This window comes from Spartinivicinus poritis, from assembly GCF_028858535.1.
Classification (GTDB): domain Bacteria; phylum Pseudomonadota; class Gammaproteobacteria; order Pseudomonadales; family Zooshikellaceae; genus Spartinivicinus; species Spartinivicinus poritis.
In genome coordinates, this window is sequence record NZ_JAPMOU010000042.1 from 1 (window position 1) to 15,054 (window position 15,054).

Annotated in this window: 12 protein-coding genes and 1 pseudogene; 7 read left to right on the top strand and 6 right to left on the bottom strand. The window is 41.6% G+C overall.

Annotated elements, in window-relative coordinates:
- The first annotated feature begins 241 nt into the window (after nt 1-241).
- The 5 genes and pseudogenes from ORQ98_RS22540 to ORQ98_RS22560 all read left to right on the top strand — a co-directional run.
- Complete coding sequence (locus ORQ98_RS22540; RefSeq protein WP_274691070.1) at nt 242-868, top strand: site-specific integrase; 627 nt, start codon at nt 242-244, stop codon at nt 866-868.
- On the top strand, nt 865-2,466 hold the full coding sequence (locus tag ORQ98_RS22545; RefSeq protein WP_274691071.1) for a tyrosine-type recombinase/integrase: 1,602 nt from the start codon (nt 865-867) through the stop codon (nt 2,464-2,466). Before ORQ98_RS22540 ends, ORQ98_RS22545 begins: the two co-directional genes overlap by 4 nt.
- Nucleotides 2,459-4,468 carry a hypothetical protein gene (locus tag ORQ98_RS22550; RefSeq protein WP_274691072.1) on the top strand — a complete coding sequence of 670 codons (2,010 nt, stop codon included), beginning with the start codon at nt 2,459-2,461 and terminating at the stop codon, nt 4,466-4,468. The genes ORQ98_RS22545 and ORQ98_RS22550 overlap by 8 nt, the downstream gene beginning before the upstream one ends.
- A complete protein-coding gene (locus tag ORQ98_RS22555; protein WP_274691073.1) occupies nt 4,461-4,937 on the top strand; it encodes a protein kinase in 477 nt (158 codons plus the stop codon). The genes ORQ98_RS22550 and ORQ98_RS22555 overlap by 8 nt, the downstream gene beginning before the upstream one ends.
- Nucleotides 4,938-5,147: 210 nt before the next feature.
- A pseudogene (locus ORQ98_RS22560) lies at nt 5,148-5,300 on the top strand (hypothetical protein); the annotation flags it as partial.
- 74 nt (nt 5,301-5,374) lie between these two features.
- Here the strand turns inward: ORQ98_RS22560 and ORQ98_RS22565 are convergent.
- Nucleotides 5,375-5,734 carry an aminoacyl-tRNA hydrolase gene (locus tag ORQ98_RS22565; protein WP_274691074.1) on the bottom strand — a complete coding sequence of 120 codons (360 nt, stop codon included), beginning with the start codon at nt 5,732-5,734 and terminating at the stop codon, nt 5,375-5,377.
- Nucleotides 5,735-6,001: 267 nt separating this feature from the next.
- Between ORQ98_RS22565 and ORQ98_RS22570 the strand changes: the two genes are divergently transcribed.
- Nucleotides 6,002-6,331 (top strand): HigA family addiction module antitoxin, encoded by a 330-nt coding sequence (locus ORQ98_RS22570; RefSeq protein ID WP_342455220.1) that lies wholly within the window; start codon nt 6,002-6,004, stop codon nt 6,329-6,331.
- Nucleotides 6,332-7,471: 1,140 nt separating this feature from the next.
- The gene (locus ORQ98_RS22575; RefSeq protein WP_274691075.1) at nt 7,472-7,987 is read left to right on the top strand and encodes a riboflavin biosynthesis intermediates N-glycosidase; all 516 of its coding nucleotides are present in this window, start codon (nt 7,472-7,474) and stop codon (nt 7,985-7,987) included.
- 19 nt (nt 7,988-8,006) lie between these two features.
- On the opposite strand, the gene ORQ98_RS22580 is transcribed toward ORQ98_RS22575, so the two are convergent.
- The 5 genes from ORQ98_RS22580 to ORQ98_RS22600 are packed head-to-tail and all read right to left on the bottom strand — an operon-like array spanning nt 8,007 to nt 14,959.
- On the bottom strand, nt 8,007-9,095 hold the full coding sequence (locus ORQ98_RS22580; RefSeq protein ID WP_274691076.1) for a PfkB family carbohydrate kinase: 1,089 nt from the start codon (nt 9,093-9,095) through the stop codon (nt 8,007-8,009).
- A gap of 24 nt (nt 9,096-9,119) precedes the next feature.
- Nucleotides 9,120-10,205 (bottom strand): hypothetical protein, encoded by a 1,086-nt coding sequence (locus ORQ98_RS22585; protein ID WP_274691077.1) that lies wholly within the window; start codon nt 10,203-10,205, stop codon nt 9,120-9,122.
- Between the two features lie 8 nt (nt 10,206-10,213).
- Complete coding sequence (locus ORQ98_RS22590) at nt 10,214-12,109, bottom strand: ORC-CDC6 family AAA ATPase (protein ID WP_274691078.1); 1,896 nt, start codon at nt 12,107-12,109, stop codon at nt 10,214-10,216.
- On the bottom strand, nt 12,102-13,220 hold the full coding sequence (locus tag ORQ98_RS22595; RefSeq protein ID WP_274691079.1) for a phosphoribosyltransferase-like protein: 1,119 nt from the start codon (nt 13,218-13,220) through the stop codon (nt 12,102-12,104). The genes ORQ98_RS22590 and ORQ98_RS22595 overlap by 8 nt, the downstream gene beginning before the upstream one ends.
- 32 nt (nt 13,221-13,252) lie before the next feature.
- Nucleotides 13,253-14,959: an HAD hydrolase family protein gene (locus tag ORQ98_RS22600; protein ID WP_274691080.1), complete on the bottom strand. Its 1,707-nt coding sequence runs from the start codon at nt 14,957-14,959 to the stop codon at nt 13,253-13,255.
- Nucleotides 14,960-15,054: the final 95 nt, after the last annotated feature.

Sequence of the window (15,054 nt, forward strand, 5' to 3'; positions counted from 1 at the left end):
ACAGCATCGCTGTGATGATATAGACAAGTTATTTATACAGCATCTTCAATATGCCACTTTATAATTTTCTAGCTATAACACTAATTATGAATATATTCGTGAAGCAAAGAAACAATTAAATCAGTGGCTTGAAGGAGCGTTTATTCAAGCGCCAAAGTCTGTTTCCGGCCTTAGGAAGTCATTAAGTGAGCAAGAGGAAGAGTTCCTGTTGGGCAGCTTAGATCCTTCTAGTCCAAGCTCAATGGGAAGTGTTGCAGCTGTTAAATATAGAAACTATATATCGGTTTGCATAATGCTTTACTGTGGCCTTAGACCAGGAGAGTTATTGAGCCTGAAGGTTGAGGATGTACAAATTGGCTCAATTTCTTCACTTAGGGTTGTAAGAAGGCCTCCAGACCCAAGTGATGCCAGGAAGCCAAGACCACAAATAAAAAGAAATGGGAGAGTTTTGCCAATAAACAGCAGAGAATTTGTTCGGTGTTTGAATGAGTATATTGTGAAGTGGAGGGATATCCTCGAATTAAACTCAAGCCAGGAAACTGACTATCTTATTCTAAGCGATGAAGGTCAGCCACTATCTTATGCTACTCTAACTCAGCTGTTTAATCGGCTGAGAGCTAAATATCCAAAAAATCTTCCTTCACATCTTACCCCTAAAGCACTTCGGCATACTTTTTCAGCGAGAATGGAACGGGCATTGAGAGTTGCAGGGCTTGATGAAGGTAGGAGAAGTCAGGCATTAGCATTACTTAGGGGAGACTCTAGTCTTGAATCCCAATCAGTATATATTGCTCAGGAAATAGAGGAAATTGCAAATAAAGCATTAGTTTCATATCAGAAAGGGCTGGTTAAGGGAGATCTGATTTGAGTGCAGCAGCTAATGTCAAAGAACTAGTTAAGCAGAAAGGGTGGACTCCATTAGCTGACACTATTGTATCTAGAGAGGGTGTGGCAATTGACACAAGTGGAGATAGGTGGGTACTACCTGTGGTTTATCGGTATAGTACTCTTAATTTTTCACGAGTAAAAAGTGTCTATCTAAAGTGGTCTATTAAAAAATGTATTATTGATCAAGTTAAGCGTGTTTCATCTCATTCAGGCTGTGTTTATTGGAGTGATATTTCTGCTGCGGTTGTAGCAAGAGAAAGAGAGTTTAAGCTCGATGAGGTGACTAGTCCTTCTGAGTTTGAAGAAAAACTAATTACTCTTTTTGAAACAATAATATCAGTTGCAAGGCTTAAGCATAGACTTTGGGCGCTATATCGGCCTATTCAATGGTACTTATGGTGCGCAGAAAATTACCCTGAATTAGGCTTTTCTTTGGTTTATGCCCAAGAGCTTGAAGGGATGGTTATTCCTGGAAATCCAAAGGGGGAAGCCGTGAGGGAGGAAGATCCGGGAAGGGGTCCTCTCCATCGATCTTTAGAGCAGCCTTTGCTAATTAAAGCATTAAAAGAAGATAAAAGTTCGGTGTATTCCCATTTGCAGCAGAAAGTAGCTGTTGCTCTTTCTATAGCTTTTGGTCGCAATCCCGCCAACTTAACTTATTTAAAGCAAAAAGATTTGTCGAATATTGCAATGGCCAGCTCCGAACCATGTTATGTGTTGAAAATGCCCAGAATTAAAAAGCGCCAGTTAGACCCTAGAGATGACATGTTAGATGAATACCTTGAGCCAGCATTTGCAGTGCATTTACTAAATCTAATTGAGGCATCTAAGTCCTTCTCACTTTCAGTGAATACTGGTGAAAAAATATTGGAAATTGAAAAACCATTATTTATAAAAAATGCTAAAAATAGCGCTGCAGTTGCTACCAAACAATGGAAAAGTGCTTTCAATATGGCCTCAAAAGAAATTAGTGGATTGCTTCAGGCATTTGTTAAGCGGCATAACATAATTTCCCCATTAACTGGTGAGCTGATGCATGTTACTCCCCGTAGATTGCGTTATACACTGGCTACAGGTCTAGTAGCGGAAGGTATCAGCAAGCGTGAGTTAGCTAGAATTTTGGATCATACAGATACCCAGCATGTTCAGGTATATTTTGAAATGGCCGGTAACATAGTTGAGCATCTTGATAAGGCTTCCGCCAAAACATTTTCTAAATATATTAATTTTTTTAAAGGAAAAGTTATTAATGATAATTTAGAGGCTATCAATGGTGACAGAGATGATAAGCATCTTATATTTGTAGATGAGGCAAACCCCAGAGAACAATCTGATATTGGTGTTTGTGGTGAAACGAAAGTTTGCCACTTAGACCCACCTTACTCATGTTATCTCTGCCCCAAGTTTCAACCTTATCGCTATGCTGATCATGAGCATGTATTAGAGTGTTTGCTGGAGGGGAGACAGGAAAGGATTAAAAAGTACGAAAGTGCTAGGCTGGGAGTCCAGCTTGATGAGGTGATAGCTGCAGTCGCCCAGGTTGCTGATATTTGTGCCAAGGAGATTGCTCATGGCTGATGGGCGCTCCAATAGGAAAGCTAAGGTTGTGCCATTTATTGATCAAATGGAACGCGACAGACAGGCTAATCTTAATGCTTTGATCAAAAAAGCTAAGCTCATGAAGCCAGATGGTTTTGAGTTTATTGATTGGCAAAGCCCACTATGGCGGATCGTTTCGGGTCGGCTAACCAAGTTAACTGGTAAAAATGCAGGGCCGGTATCAATTAACTTTTTGTATTCACAGAAGCTGGGTAGTGAGCCTTTACAGGGAGAGTGGGATGATCTTACTAAGAGTTTATTTGTACTTCGTTTTCACAGGAAGCATCAGGCTGTACCTAATCAACGTAACTTTACCACCGCAGTGGGATATGTAGCCTATGCAGCAAATCAGTTAGGCCTCAGATTATCCCAGTTAACTCCAGAAGTGTTAGACAATGCTTGTCGTTTGGTCACTCAACACTACAGTGACGGTACTGCATATAATCTGCATAAACATATCGCGGAATTTGCAGCTCATTGCGATGCAAATGGTTTATGTCGAGTATTGCTGCAATATAAATATTCAAAAATGAAGCGACCAGAAAACACGGGTGGTCTTGGTCATAAACGACTAGATGATCCTGAAACGACTAAAAACAAGTCTGATAAGCTAGTTGAACCGTTAGTATTTAAAGTAGTTGGAGAGCTATATCAAAATATACCACAAAATCATAAATACCGTTTTTATGTTCTTATACTAACGTTGCTTGCTTGTACGGGGCGACGTTTTAGTGAAATATCGCTCCTTCCAGACCAAATTCTTTCTTCTGATCTAAATGGTAAACGCTATTTGGAGTATTTCCCAAGAAAGGCAAGTCGAGGTGATGTGTTTACACCGAAGCGAAAGCTTTATTTACCCTCTGAAGTGGTTTCTATCGTTGAAAGTGTTGTCAATGAGCTTAAATTAATTACTTCAGCACCTAGGCGAACTGCTGTGGAAATGTGTCGTGTAAAAGGACCAGACTTAACCTTTATGGAGCACATTGGGAAAGAGCATAAGCTTTATAAAGCAGACCTTATCGGCTTGGGAATAAACCCGCAAGTAATTCATAGTCATGGATGGATTCGAAAAAATGGCTTTGCATGGGCTGATGAAGATGCAGTTACTTGCCAAGGAATAAAGCCTGCTAACCCCATTTATTTTACTACTAAAGAAGGGGTTGAAGCATATTGTAAAAAGAACTTTTTCGAGGCGTGCTTGCAGCCAATACATATTGATCAGCAAGGCAAGGAATACTATCTCAAAGACTTGTTATTGATAAGGTTTCAGGGACTATCTAGCGGTGCTTACTCTAAATGGACTGCCACCCAGTGCACCCATGCTATGTTCAGAACGTTCCTACGTTATTTTCCTGATCTTGCAGATGAGTATGCTTCTAGCAGCATCGAAGTCGATTTCACAAGCCACCACTTTCGCCACACTCTAAACACGTTACTTGATGAAGGGGGGCTAAGTGACCTTCTACAAACAGAATGGTTTGGAAGAACAAATCCTCGTGATACAAAAGCTTACCAGCATACATCCAGAGAAAAACGGGCTCTGATGTTAAGGGAAGATATTAAAAAAGGGCTTGTGGGTGGTCAACTGGCTGATCAGATAAAAGTCCTACCAGTCAATGTGCAAGATGCCATTTTGCAAGCTCGCATTCAGGCAGTTCATGATGTTGGTACAGGTATTTGTATTCATAACTTCTCTCAAATACCTTGTGAGCGCCATCTGCAGTGTTCAGCTGACTGTATGGATTACGTATGGGCCAAGGACGACAAGGGCCGTCTGAATGAGCAGAAACGCCAATATGCACTAACAGAAATTTCAAGAGAGGCTGCGGAGCAGCGAATGTCTTCTAATAAGCCTAAAAAAAGCAGTGACTGGTTGTTGCACAATGAAAAAAAGCTAAAAACATTGAAAACACAACTGGCTGACAATGGCGTGGTAGAATTTAATGCGAAGGAATTTTTAAAAGAGGTAGATCATGGTTAAGCGGTTCAGACGTATGGCTGAAAGTGACATTTCCATTATTGTTAGAGATCTGGATCGATGGGCCATGGGGCAGTTAGGCTCAAAACTCACCTGGGCTATTTTAGAGGAGCGCTTTGGTTTTAGCCGACAGTCGTTACAGGCAAAACCTGAAATTAAGGCAGGTTATGATAATGCTAAGAGGGCTTTATCAGGTGGACTGGTTAAAACTAAAGAACAGGCGACTAAAGAAAATGAAGAGCTGGTTGTTGAAATTGAGCGGTTGAAGACTGAAATTGAAGCTTTCAAGCGAAAGGAAGTGCTCTGGATGCAGCGCTGGCAGAGAATAGCATTTCATATTAGGCAAAAAGGCATTCAAGTTTCTAGCGTAGATAAGCCAACACTGCCTAGTGCTGACCTGCCTTCTAATACAGAGTCAGCTCAGATTCTTAGGCCTTTTGATAAGGATATTCCAGCATCAGGGAGAGTATAAAGAGTGCAGGTAGAATCAGGTCCTGTGAAAATATTTACGCTGGACTGTTGTTGCATCATAGATTTTGACGACAAGAGTGGCAATCTCAGAGCAAGAATATATTAAAATGCCTAGGACGCCGAAAGGGTTGGATATGGCGAGACTGGGAGGGCGTGATGGTTACTCCTGACCAGTTAAACATATTGACACTGCACTACAGTACAAGGAGAAGAACTTAAGGAGAGTCGTCGCTTATTTTACGTTGGACTTACTCGTGCTGAGAATGAAGTATTTATGTTGTATTCAGGCTGGAATGAAAACAAACAAAAGGGTCGCCGCTACTATTCTGGGCGGTTACGTTTTCTTGATGAGCTGAGTATTTAAAGAGCAGTTACACAATTAAAATTACAGACTCACACTCAACTGAATTACACACTCTTAAAAAATTAGACTGTCTATTATTTATAAACTCTCAGTCGTTTAATTGTATTAGTATTAGCAGCAGTTGGGAAAATTACTATGCCCGTATGGGTGTTAGCTTCTACAAAGTTATACCCTGAATCAACAATGTCATAGCAGTAGAAGCCGTTGTTTACTAACTTTTCCTTTAAGCTGGTCAATTTCTCGAGTGATTTAACTTCTAACACAATTTTTCGTCTATCACCCTGCTTGGAATCAAGCCATGCATTGAATGAAGCTTGATCAATAATTTGGTGTTGCCATATCATGTCTGTACCATGACCTATCTGCACAGCAAGCTTGGCTGGATTAAGTTCTAAATCACTTCGTATAACAAAATAAGCTTTTGGGGTATCCATAAAAATGCTCAAGGAGTTTGGCCATCAGACTATTTTTAAGCTCTGTTAAATCTATTATAAACTGAGCAGTTGACAGAGAGAACTTACAGAACCAAAAATATGATAGGGGGTCATATACCGACTGAGGATAGGAAGTCAGTTAGGACAAGAATTCTATTCCCAACGGACATCTGTCATTAGGAATTTAGGTGCATAGCTGCCTCACACTATGGTGATATTCGTGCTGATCTAGAACGCAAAGGTACACCGACCGATTGGTGTTAAAATATGGCTATTCAACAACATAATCCTATCCACCCTGGTGAATTTATTAAAAGGGTGTATCTAGACGAATTTGATATTGGTTCTAATGAATTAGCCAGACATCTTCATGTCAGCTCAAGCATCATCAGTCGTCTACTAAATGGAAAGTCTGATGTTTCCCCTGCAATGGCTCTGAAACTATCTAAAGTGCTTGGCCGGTCACCTGAAAGCTGGCTGCAAATGCAAGATAATTACAACTTATGGCAAGCCAGGAAATTAGTTAATCTAGACGAATTTACACCTTTTGACTTCTCTTCAAAAGCGGTGGGCAATGACGCCATTAATCATGTGTAAAGAATAAGTATTGACTGTTAATAAAATATCTTTTGTCTTGTCATATTTTTAAACAGATCGCGCCTAATACAGATTAGCCAGAAGACCCTATACTGCCGTTTATGGCGGTCCAGAAAGTGTAGTTTTACAACTAAAGTATCTAACTGAGTCTAACGCTAGCCGTTGATTTTTGGTTGGTGTTAGCGACATACCTGAAAATAATGTAGTTAACAACTTTATGCTGATGTTTAAATCATAGCCTAAAGCTGGAGAATAAAGTTGTTGTCGTTAAACAAATAAGTTTGTATCCCTAGGCTAATCCGTTAGCCCAAGGATACAAACTTTAATACTCTCTCACACCTTTATGTTCTATCGATTCCCCGCCGGGACAGGACTCGACATCTCAACTGCTTGGTTCGCTCCCCGGACTTTCTCTACGAGCAGGGACCGATCGCCTCCTATCTCGAAGCGGTCACTTAGGCTGGCTATCTGTGGAAGACGACCGACAACGAGTTCGATTGCGCAACGTTGCCATCACCGGCTGAGCTAGGTTCGGGCCCGCAGTTCACCGATCTCGCTGGGGACGGTCAGCTCTATCTGGTGAAGTACTTGCCACCGCTGCCGGGGTACTTCACACGGACTCAAGAAGGAGACTGTAATTTAATCGACATTCCTGCTGGCCACTGTCAATCCGTGGTTCCAGGACAAATACTCCTGTTATTGGCCTGCAAGCTCCTCTCCAACAACGCCTCTTTGCAATTCAGCACCGTAATCTGAACGCACTTAGAATACAAAAAAGTTCTCTGAATATACATTATAGTGTATATAGTATGTAGAATATTGAACTATACATACATTTTATACAGTAATTTATGCATCAGAAAGAAGAGAGTCTTCAGAATACGTTAATGAAGCTCAAACTTCACCTTTCTGTTCACGCAGGAAAGCAGCTTACATACGATGAGCTGGCGTCTATAGCAGGTGTTGGATCTCGATCATTTGGCGAATGGATGAGAGGGACTACAGTGCCTCCAGGGATGTTGGCTCTTTTGAGGTTGATGTCTTTGCTTCCTCAAGACGAGCTTTCGTCGATTCTGAGTAACTGGAAGCAAGAAGAAGTTAAAACCTTAGTCAGTACAACTCCACCGAGGAAAAAACGTAATGGCAAAACGAGCAGAAGAAGCAACAGTAAATGAGATACGATTTTACCGAGCGAACGAGAAGCCGTACGGTGTTTTCAGCAACCTATACAAGCGGGAAATTGAGTTTGAAGGTAGGGTTTACCCAACTTCTGAACATGCATATCAAGCAGGAAAACCTCGTAAGGACTCTGTCAGGGATTGGGTATTAAGTGCACCGTCGCCTTCCTTAGTAGCGATGGCTGCTCATGGGTTGTACTGGTGGGATGTTCGCCCTGGTTGGTCAAAAATTAAATTTGATCGCATGAAAGCTATATTACTGGCCAAATTCACACAGCACATCGACCTCCTAGATATCCTCCTATCAACCGGTGACGCCAGATTGGTTGAATCGGCCACTGTAGACAACGACGTCAATCGAACTTGGGGCGAGGTCAATGGTAAAGGCCGAAATATGCTTGGAGTATTACTAATGGAAGTAAGAGAGGAGCTACGAGCCAAAGAGACCACAAGTAAGAAAAGCGTCCGCAGGGCTTGAAAGGTGAAAGGCATACGTGTCACGATCCGCAACACTCGAAGGACTGCAGTACCGATAAATCGGGAGAAGGCCTGTACTTTCGAGACCTTTTAGTATAGAGATAATCGTACAGGCCCTCTTGATACACTACACCTGAAAGATAATCTTGAAGTTCAGACATCTCCGAGAATCGCGATTTGGTAAGTCTGGTAGCGGCTGTAGTGATGTTCTTCGTTGAGTACTCCGATAAAAGGCCTCTAGCCCCTACTGTCATACAGTTAAATGTCGATAGTACCTGCCCATATGCCAAAGCATGGGCAATACAGGTATAAGTTATGCCTTTCTGCAATGACGTTCTGTGAAGTAAGGAATGTATAAAACCTGCCGTACACCAATCACCCGCACCTGAGGTATCTTTGATAGTCGGGAGTTTATATGCCCCCATAGAAACCCAATCTTTAGTTAGGGAAGACGCTCTAAATTTGAGTCCATCAGCCCCTTTGGTTTGAATTTCTATATCCACTTTACTTAGGTCAAAAACGTCTAGATCCGGTATACGATCATCTGCATACTTCAACACATTGGTATATTTTAGGATACGTTCAAATAGCTCAGGATCATCTCCCACTGCAGACGGCTCAAATACTATAAAAACGCCTTTCTGAGAATACCTTTCAGCAAGCTTATATCCTAGCCTGGTAGGACGATCCAGGAAAAACACATCCGCGTCAGGTGCAGAGCGAACTTTACCATCGATTACACGTTCGTCGATGCAGAAATTTGGCTTGTGCTTTGTTCCGCATTGAGGACATGTAAAGCTAAATCTATGAGTGGGGCCGTCATTTCCAGACAACTGGTGCTGATATACTACTGGAGTGCGAAAATGCTTAGACTGCTTTAGGTAAGACGTATTAGCGTTAACCAAACGAAACTCTTGAAGAAGCCTTTCTCCTGCATGGTCTTTTCCAATGACAGAAATAGGTGTTGCGCCCCAGCCCAGGGAAGCAAGAATGGATAACACATTGCCTGCAGAGCCACCAAGGGCTGAAGAAACAGCTTCCCCTCTCTGATCGATTAAGATGTCGAGGGCAATTAACCCTGTTCCAACTACTCTTCTATTACTGCGCATGATTAGTTACTCTGAGGCAAAGGATTACGCATTAGGCTTTTCAACCAGCCAATTGTGCCACATTTTTATTGGCTCGCTTATAGGTATATCTGGCACATCTTGTGCCGTACATTGATAACCCATTGTTTCCGTATACATCACTGGAAGATCAAGATCTATAGCCGCAAATAGCATCCCCAGACTTCCGATTTTTCGTCCGGTGGGAGACAAAATCATCCTCGTTGGATGCTCTGGATACGATTTCAAGGCCTCTGTGCGCCCTTTTTCTATTCGTTTTATAGATTCAAAAACGTCTGTTGGATCCGATTCATGAGCATAAATAAAGTCTAGTAGATTCGTGTCCCATTCCTTAACTATCGGTTCATGAAACTTGATTAGAAGATCATCTGCCCGACGAGGATTGCTCGAGGGAAATGGTAAAATTGGTGCTACTTCTTCCGCATGAATTTTTGAATGGATTTTTCTGAGAGAAGAAAGGTTGTCTTCAGACAACTGAGGTAACCAAAGCTTTATAGACTGAGTTGCTCCGTCAGTTTCCATATCTTTCTGGAATCCGTGCATATACTCCGCGGAATCACTCGACATAGAGCTAACGTTCAAGGGGAAGCCCTGATCTTCAGCAATAACTACATGAACATCCATACTAGAAACTTTCTTCTTTTGTTCAAAAACATATTTCACCACTGGGAAGCAGACACCTCTCGACATAGTTGTGGCATCAACAATTACATCCGTATAGCTACTCCCATTCATTAAGTTCCCAAGTATTCGGATAGCATTTCGGCCAGCCACGTTTGCTGTATCATCAGCTACGATCTGAAGCTCAGGAAACGAAAGTGCACCGTGATTTATCAATTCTTCCAGGCGTGCCTTATTACGAGAAGCAGTTTGATTTAATACAGGAGAGACTTCTGGTCTGATTTCATTCAAAAATATGTATTTAGGAGGAAGAAACTTGTTTATGGATGAAATCAACTTAGGGAAGTGCAAACATGCGCTATTAAATCCTAGTGTACCGATAAATAGGACATTCTTATTTTTATTGCAAAAATACGACTCAAAGAAAGTCTGACACTCTTCTCGATTTTGATGGCTTATTATTTCTAGCATTGCGGATCCTATTCTGACACTGCGGACTGAAGACCAGATAAGGTATCTTCAATGAAGCCACCTCTACCTAGCGTTAGGCCATGTGCAATACATGGAACACCACCAAGTTCTAATAGACACCATTCTTCTTTTTTACATTTGTAGTTGGGAATAAATATTATGGCTTTATACGCAAAAGCAAAATGCAATATTCGCGTTAACCTTTCTGACCTGTCTAATACTGCATTAAACTCCCTCTGTGGAATTCCTATTGCGTTAGGGCCATCATCCAACGGAGCGTTAGGTGCCATGGTTCTCTCGACACAACGACTTGCGATAAATTGCACCAGATTCCGCACAGCTGCATGATACGGAAAATCCCATTCGCTAATTATTTTTCTGGCCCTATTCACCAAAGCTTTATGCTGGGTTAAAGGCGAAAGCTGTGGCTTCTTCCCTCTAATTAGCTGAGCCAAAAGTTCATCTATTAATGCGCCAGAAAGATTTATAAATTGTTCAATATTGGAGTTGCTTGCATCAGCTAACTTTTCCATACCAAAATAATACGGACGTCCAAAATCATGGAGGAGCTGTATTCTTGCGCCATCAATAACTGCTGTCCGAGCTTTACGATCTTCTGTAATTGGCTCTTCCCTAAAAACATCTTCACCAAGCAGCGAGAGCTGAGGGGTTTTATTCTTTTCTCGGTTAAGCAAAATCTTTAAAGCTGCTAAGCTCTCATCCTCAGGAAGGTCCCTGGGGACCCGTTTCTTTATAGCTTCCACTAACGAATCTGAAAATTGCGCTTCGCCTTGAATTTTATTAACAATTTTTCGCAACTTATCGATATCTGTTTTACGTAGTGCAGAAGCCTTTGTATCCAGCAACAGCCTCAGATCGTCTATAGATCGCCGTGAAAACTCAGGAATCCTGGGGATATATCGCTTACATATGTCTCGAGCAATCTTCCTAAATTCTTTTTTCTGATTACTCGAAAGCTGAACTAACTTTAGGAAATAGTCGCGGCCAGATGAGGTACCAAACTTAGATTCCACTACGGCATCTGAGGCTAAAACATCTCTGTAGTCTTCAGGGGATACTACATCAGGTCTACACATTACCCAACGGGATATCTGAATATTCCGTTTCTTCAGCCATTCCCTTAACGATACATACTGACTAGGATGGAGTTCATGAGCATCGTCTACGATGATCATCGGCTTAAGGGTCACACTACCTTTTCCGTTCCACGATTCTTTATTTGAAACTCGAAAACCTACAATATTTTCGAAGACATCGTATTTTTCGTTAATAAAATCAGATGCTAAGGTATTTTCGTCAGGCGCAATTAAAGAAGTCACGGTGCGAAATATTGCAAGCTCTACCTCACGAGCGTGTTCCCTAAATTCAATTGGAGAACGAGCTCCCATTGAAATGTGCGCAGACTCTGAATCTTCACTAAATAGAACTTCAATATCCTCAATTGGAATCTCAGCCTTTTCTAATTGCCGAAACCAACCAAGTACCGCTTTTGACTGTACAAATCCTCTTAATAAACTGGATCGGAGTTGCTCCGAGTAGGGTAGTTCCCAGATGCTCCGAAAATTGGAACTCATTGGCAGCCGGTAAGCCAACAATACTGGTACAAGGTCTGACAGAAGCTTTAAATCACTTAAAACACCAGCTAACTCGCCGTTAATTTGCTTTGGATTCCGTGAAATCTCATCCAAAGCATCAAATTCTAATATTCTAGCAATAGTGGTCTTACCGCAACCAGGTGTTCCAACCACAATTGTTAATTTTTCTAGCAATGCTCCTTGCTCGCTTAGAAAAAACTCGCGTATAGGAGTAGGGCTGACTAAGGGAAGTAGCGCGCTGGCTTCCGGAACATATTCAGTAGCACGTTTAATGAAAGGATTATCCATCACTAGAATGCCTTTCTCTTCTGACAAACAAAGGTTTCATCACGTGCCCTTTTTTAGTTCCAATGCCAGATTGAGCCCACAAAATTGCAACCGTGTTATTTGGCGTATTGTGATCCAGTACTAGCGGCAAACCGCACTGTTTATAACCGTACCAAATTCCTGCCTTCTTATGATTATCTTCAATACCGGGGTCGTAGCAGTTTGCCAGCATATCTTTTAATTCATCGTCATCTATCTCATCACTAATTACTATGTGATCCGGCAACACATAAGAAAATGAGGAAATATACTCGAACTCAGACTGCTCTTCCTTGTACTTTCTTAGACTCTCGTCGATTGTCTGTTGTGCTTGACTTGAGGCGAGGTGATGATGAATGAATATCGTACAGTTTTTTTTCAGCTGGTTTCCAATTCGCTCCATATTTGTTTTATAAAAGCGTGGAATTTTACCCTTCCAAACATTCTTTTGTTCATCATCAGGTCGAATTAACGACGACCCCGACCCTGAAAAATCGTCAACTAAACAGACAGCTTCAAATTGCGCTGGTTCATTAGTATAACCTTTCTTTTCTAGCCATTTTTGTAGCTCAGACTTAAGGTCATTCCATTTATCTTCTGAAATTTCACTATAGGGAACGACTTGTTCATTTGAAACAGTTCCCTCATTGTATCGTCTAAAAACATCGATTCTCGCACCATCACTCAATCCAACAAATAGAGTTTTTCTTCTTGATATCTTTAAACGCTCAGTTGCTTCAGAATTAAACCAAGTCTCATAGAATTTAATTCCCAAAGCTTCTGCTATGCGTGTCCTCATTATCCGTTCTAGAGCTGGCATCATCAAACTTACCAAATGATACATTTCTCGTTGGCTGACAAAAACCAACCTTTCCTTCACAAATGCATAGGCTTTTCGCTTTCTTCCAAGGGTATCAAATTGGCTAAGCCAATTAAGAAAGGCTATGTGAAATTTAGTCGCGGGCTGAAAGCCCTGATAGCGATCATACTTAAGGTTAATTAAAAGTTGTAACGCCGGAAATTCTTGGCTAAGTTCCGCATCAGTCCATTCCAGTTGACTCGCAATAAGCCTCCAAGCGGTCTCTTTCTTCATCGGCCCTGATTTCCCTATAAGCTATTCAAAGGCTATATCAATTGGCTAATTCGATGCCCATCTTTGAATTTAGTAAGATGTTTTAAATATGACAAGGTGGCTCGAGCCTGTCTATTACCAGGCGGAGCGTAATTCCAGCAGGAAAGCAGAGATGAAGTGACCTTGTCCGCACTTAGCGAAAGACCACCAGAAAGGAGTTCAAAGTCGTTCCCCTCTTCGTGTCCACTGTCTCCTAATCGTAGGATTTCACTTTTTGGGCACAAGTTAAAATTTTCAGCAACAAACTCGATAACGTTTCTTTTTGATGTATTACTATCTAATACATCTACAGAATGACCAGAGCTGAAGACTCGCCATCCAATTTTATCAGTATCAATAAACCAGGAACGGATTGCCATGAGAAGCTTTTGTGCTTGAGCGTTACTTTCCAGCCTTATAGTAAACTGGCCCCCCTTCGCCATATCTTCTAAGGGCCTTTTGGAATGGTATATTGCTATTGAATTAAGCCATTCATATATTTCCTGAAAACCTATATTTGCGGGAGGGGGTTGAACATCTACATTTAACTTCTCTATTACAGACCCCCCATAGTAACCAACCCAAATAGAATCATGGTATTTTGTATCAATGGCTTGTCGTAGACATCTTTGAAGAGAGTCTCCTCTCCCAGATGCAACGACCAATGTAATCCCTTCTCGCAATAACCTAGAGAGCTCCTCTCTTATTTCTGGGCACATCCCGTCATACCTACCTTCGGTATTGCATAGAGTTCCATCAAAATCACTTACAATTGCCTTGATACTAGCGCTACACAACTTCGAATAATAGCGGTGGGATGCATCGACAACTTTAGAGAATTGCTCAGAGTTCGAAGTCGTTCTACCAATCTTTCGATAAGCAGCTAAACCGTGAGCATCTTCGATGCAAATATCACTATGTAAGTCTTTACTTGGATCCAATTTGTGTATGTCCCGGCCAAATTGGGGAATAGTAGGCTGGCCAGGATCTACATCAGATGCCTTTGCAATCGATTCTGTGGCAAATGATGCCATTAACAAACTGGTTATCAATATCTCTTGCGGTGTTTGTCCTGAAACTCTAAAGACTGCGACAGGGACACCCGCCGGCACTAGTTTCAAAGTCTCCGTAGCGATATTTTCACCAGTGTAACTATTTACTGAAATAATCAAGGGGGCCTTACTAATATTCACTAATCTCAGGTGTCTGCCATGAGCAAATTGTCTATAGTCTGCAATCTCCACATTTGCCAATGCAGATTCTGCGAGCTTGGACTCCAGATCGATTGCAAATGGCTTTGTCAGAGTGTCATGGAGTACTAATATCGGTCGAGTTGGGTATTCTAAAATAGCTCTGCAGGTTAACCACTGATTACGATATTTGCGTAACGAACCAGCATTAAACTCTCGACTTATAAGCTGGTCTGTTTCTTCCGGCCCAAACAATGCTTTATAGAAGAGAATGACCGTCGCTATCAGGCTATTAGTAGCAAGATAGCCGTCCTTCTCCCATGGCATGTCATAAGAATAAGTTCTAACAGATCCAGTTTGCTCACTGTATTCCACAAGAGGGCTATTTTTTTTTAGAGTAACGGCCGCGCACGAGATATCTGCCATAGCCGCCGTTTTAGCCGACGCTAATATGTCAGTATTCTTTCCTTCAGCAGATAAAAGCATGATTTTAGTGGATTCAAATCTTGCCCCTTTTGTGGCAAACTCCATCGGAGTCATTGCTATAGTGGGAACCCTTTGAGCATATTCTCTTAGTTCCGCAACGGTATATGCTGCGGAATACGACCCTCCAGACCCCACAACGG

What these genes read in the sequence shown, in the direction of transcription:
- ORQ98_RS22600 (WP_274691080.1), bottom strand. Translation starts at nt 14,959, where the DNA reads ATGGAGTTTGCCACAAAAGGGGCAAGATTTGAATCCACTAAAATCATG.
- ORQ98_RS22580 (WP_274691076.1), bottom strand. Translation starts at nt 9,095, where the DNA reads ATGCGCAGTAATAGAAGAGTAGTTGGAACAGGGTTAATTGCCCTCGAC.
- ORQ98_RS22555 (WP_274691073.1), top strand. Translation starts at nt 4,461, where the DNA reads ATGGTTAAGCGGTTCAGACGTATGGCTGAAAGTGACATTTCCATTATT.
- ORQ98_RS22570 (WP_342455220.1), top strand. Translation starts at nt 6,002, where the DNA reads ATGGCTATTCAACAACATAATCCTATCCACCCTGGTGAATTTATTAAA.
- ORQ98_RS22585 (WP_274691077.1), bottom strand. Translation starts at nt 10,205, where the DNA reads ATGCTAGAAATAATAAGCCATCAAAATCGAGAAGAGTGTCAGACTTTC.
- ORQ98_RS22575 (WP_274691075.1), top strand. Translation starts at nt 7,472, where the DNA reads ATGGCAAAACGAGCAGAAGAAGCAACAGTAAATGAGATACGATTTTAC.
- ORQ98_RS22540 (WP_274691070.1), top strand. Translation starts at nt 242, where the DNA reads ATGGGAAGTGTTGCAGCTGTTAAATATAGAAACTATATATCGGTTTGC.
- ORQ98_RS22550 (WP_274691072.1), top strand. Translation starts at nt 2,459, where the DNA reads ATGGCTGATGGGCGCTCCAATAGGAAAGCTAAGGTTGTGCCATTTATT.
- ORQ98_RS22595 (WP_274691079.1), bottom strand. Translation starts at nt 13,220, where the DNA reads ATGAAGAAAGAGACCGCTTGGAGGCTTATTGCGAGTCAACTGGAATGG.
- ORQ98_RS22590 (WP_274691078.1), bottom strand. Translation starts at nt 12,109, where the DNA reads ATGGATAATCCTTTCATTAAACGTGCTACTGAATATGTTCCGGAAGCC.
- ORQ98_RS22565 (WP_274691074.1), bottom strand. Translation starts at nt 5,734, where the DNA reads ATGGATACCCCAAAAGCTTATTTTGTTATACGAAGTGATTTAGAACTT.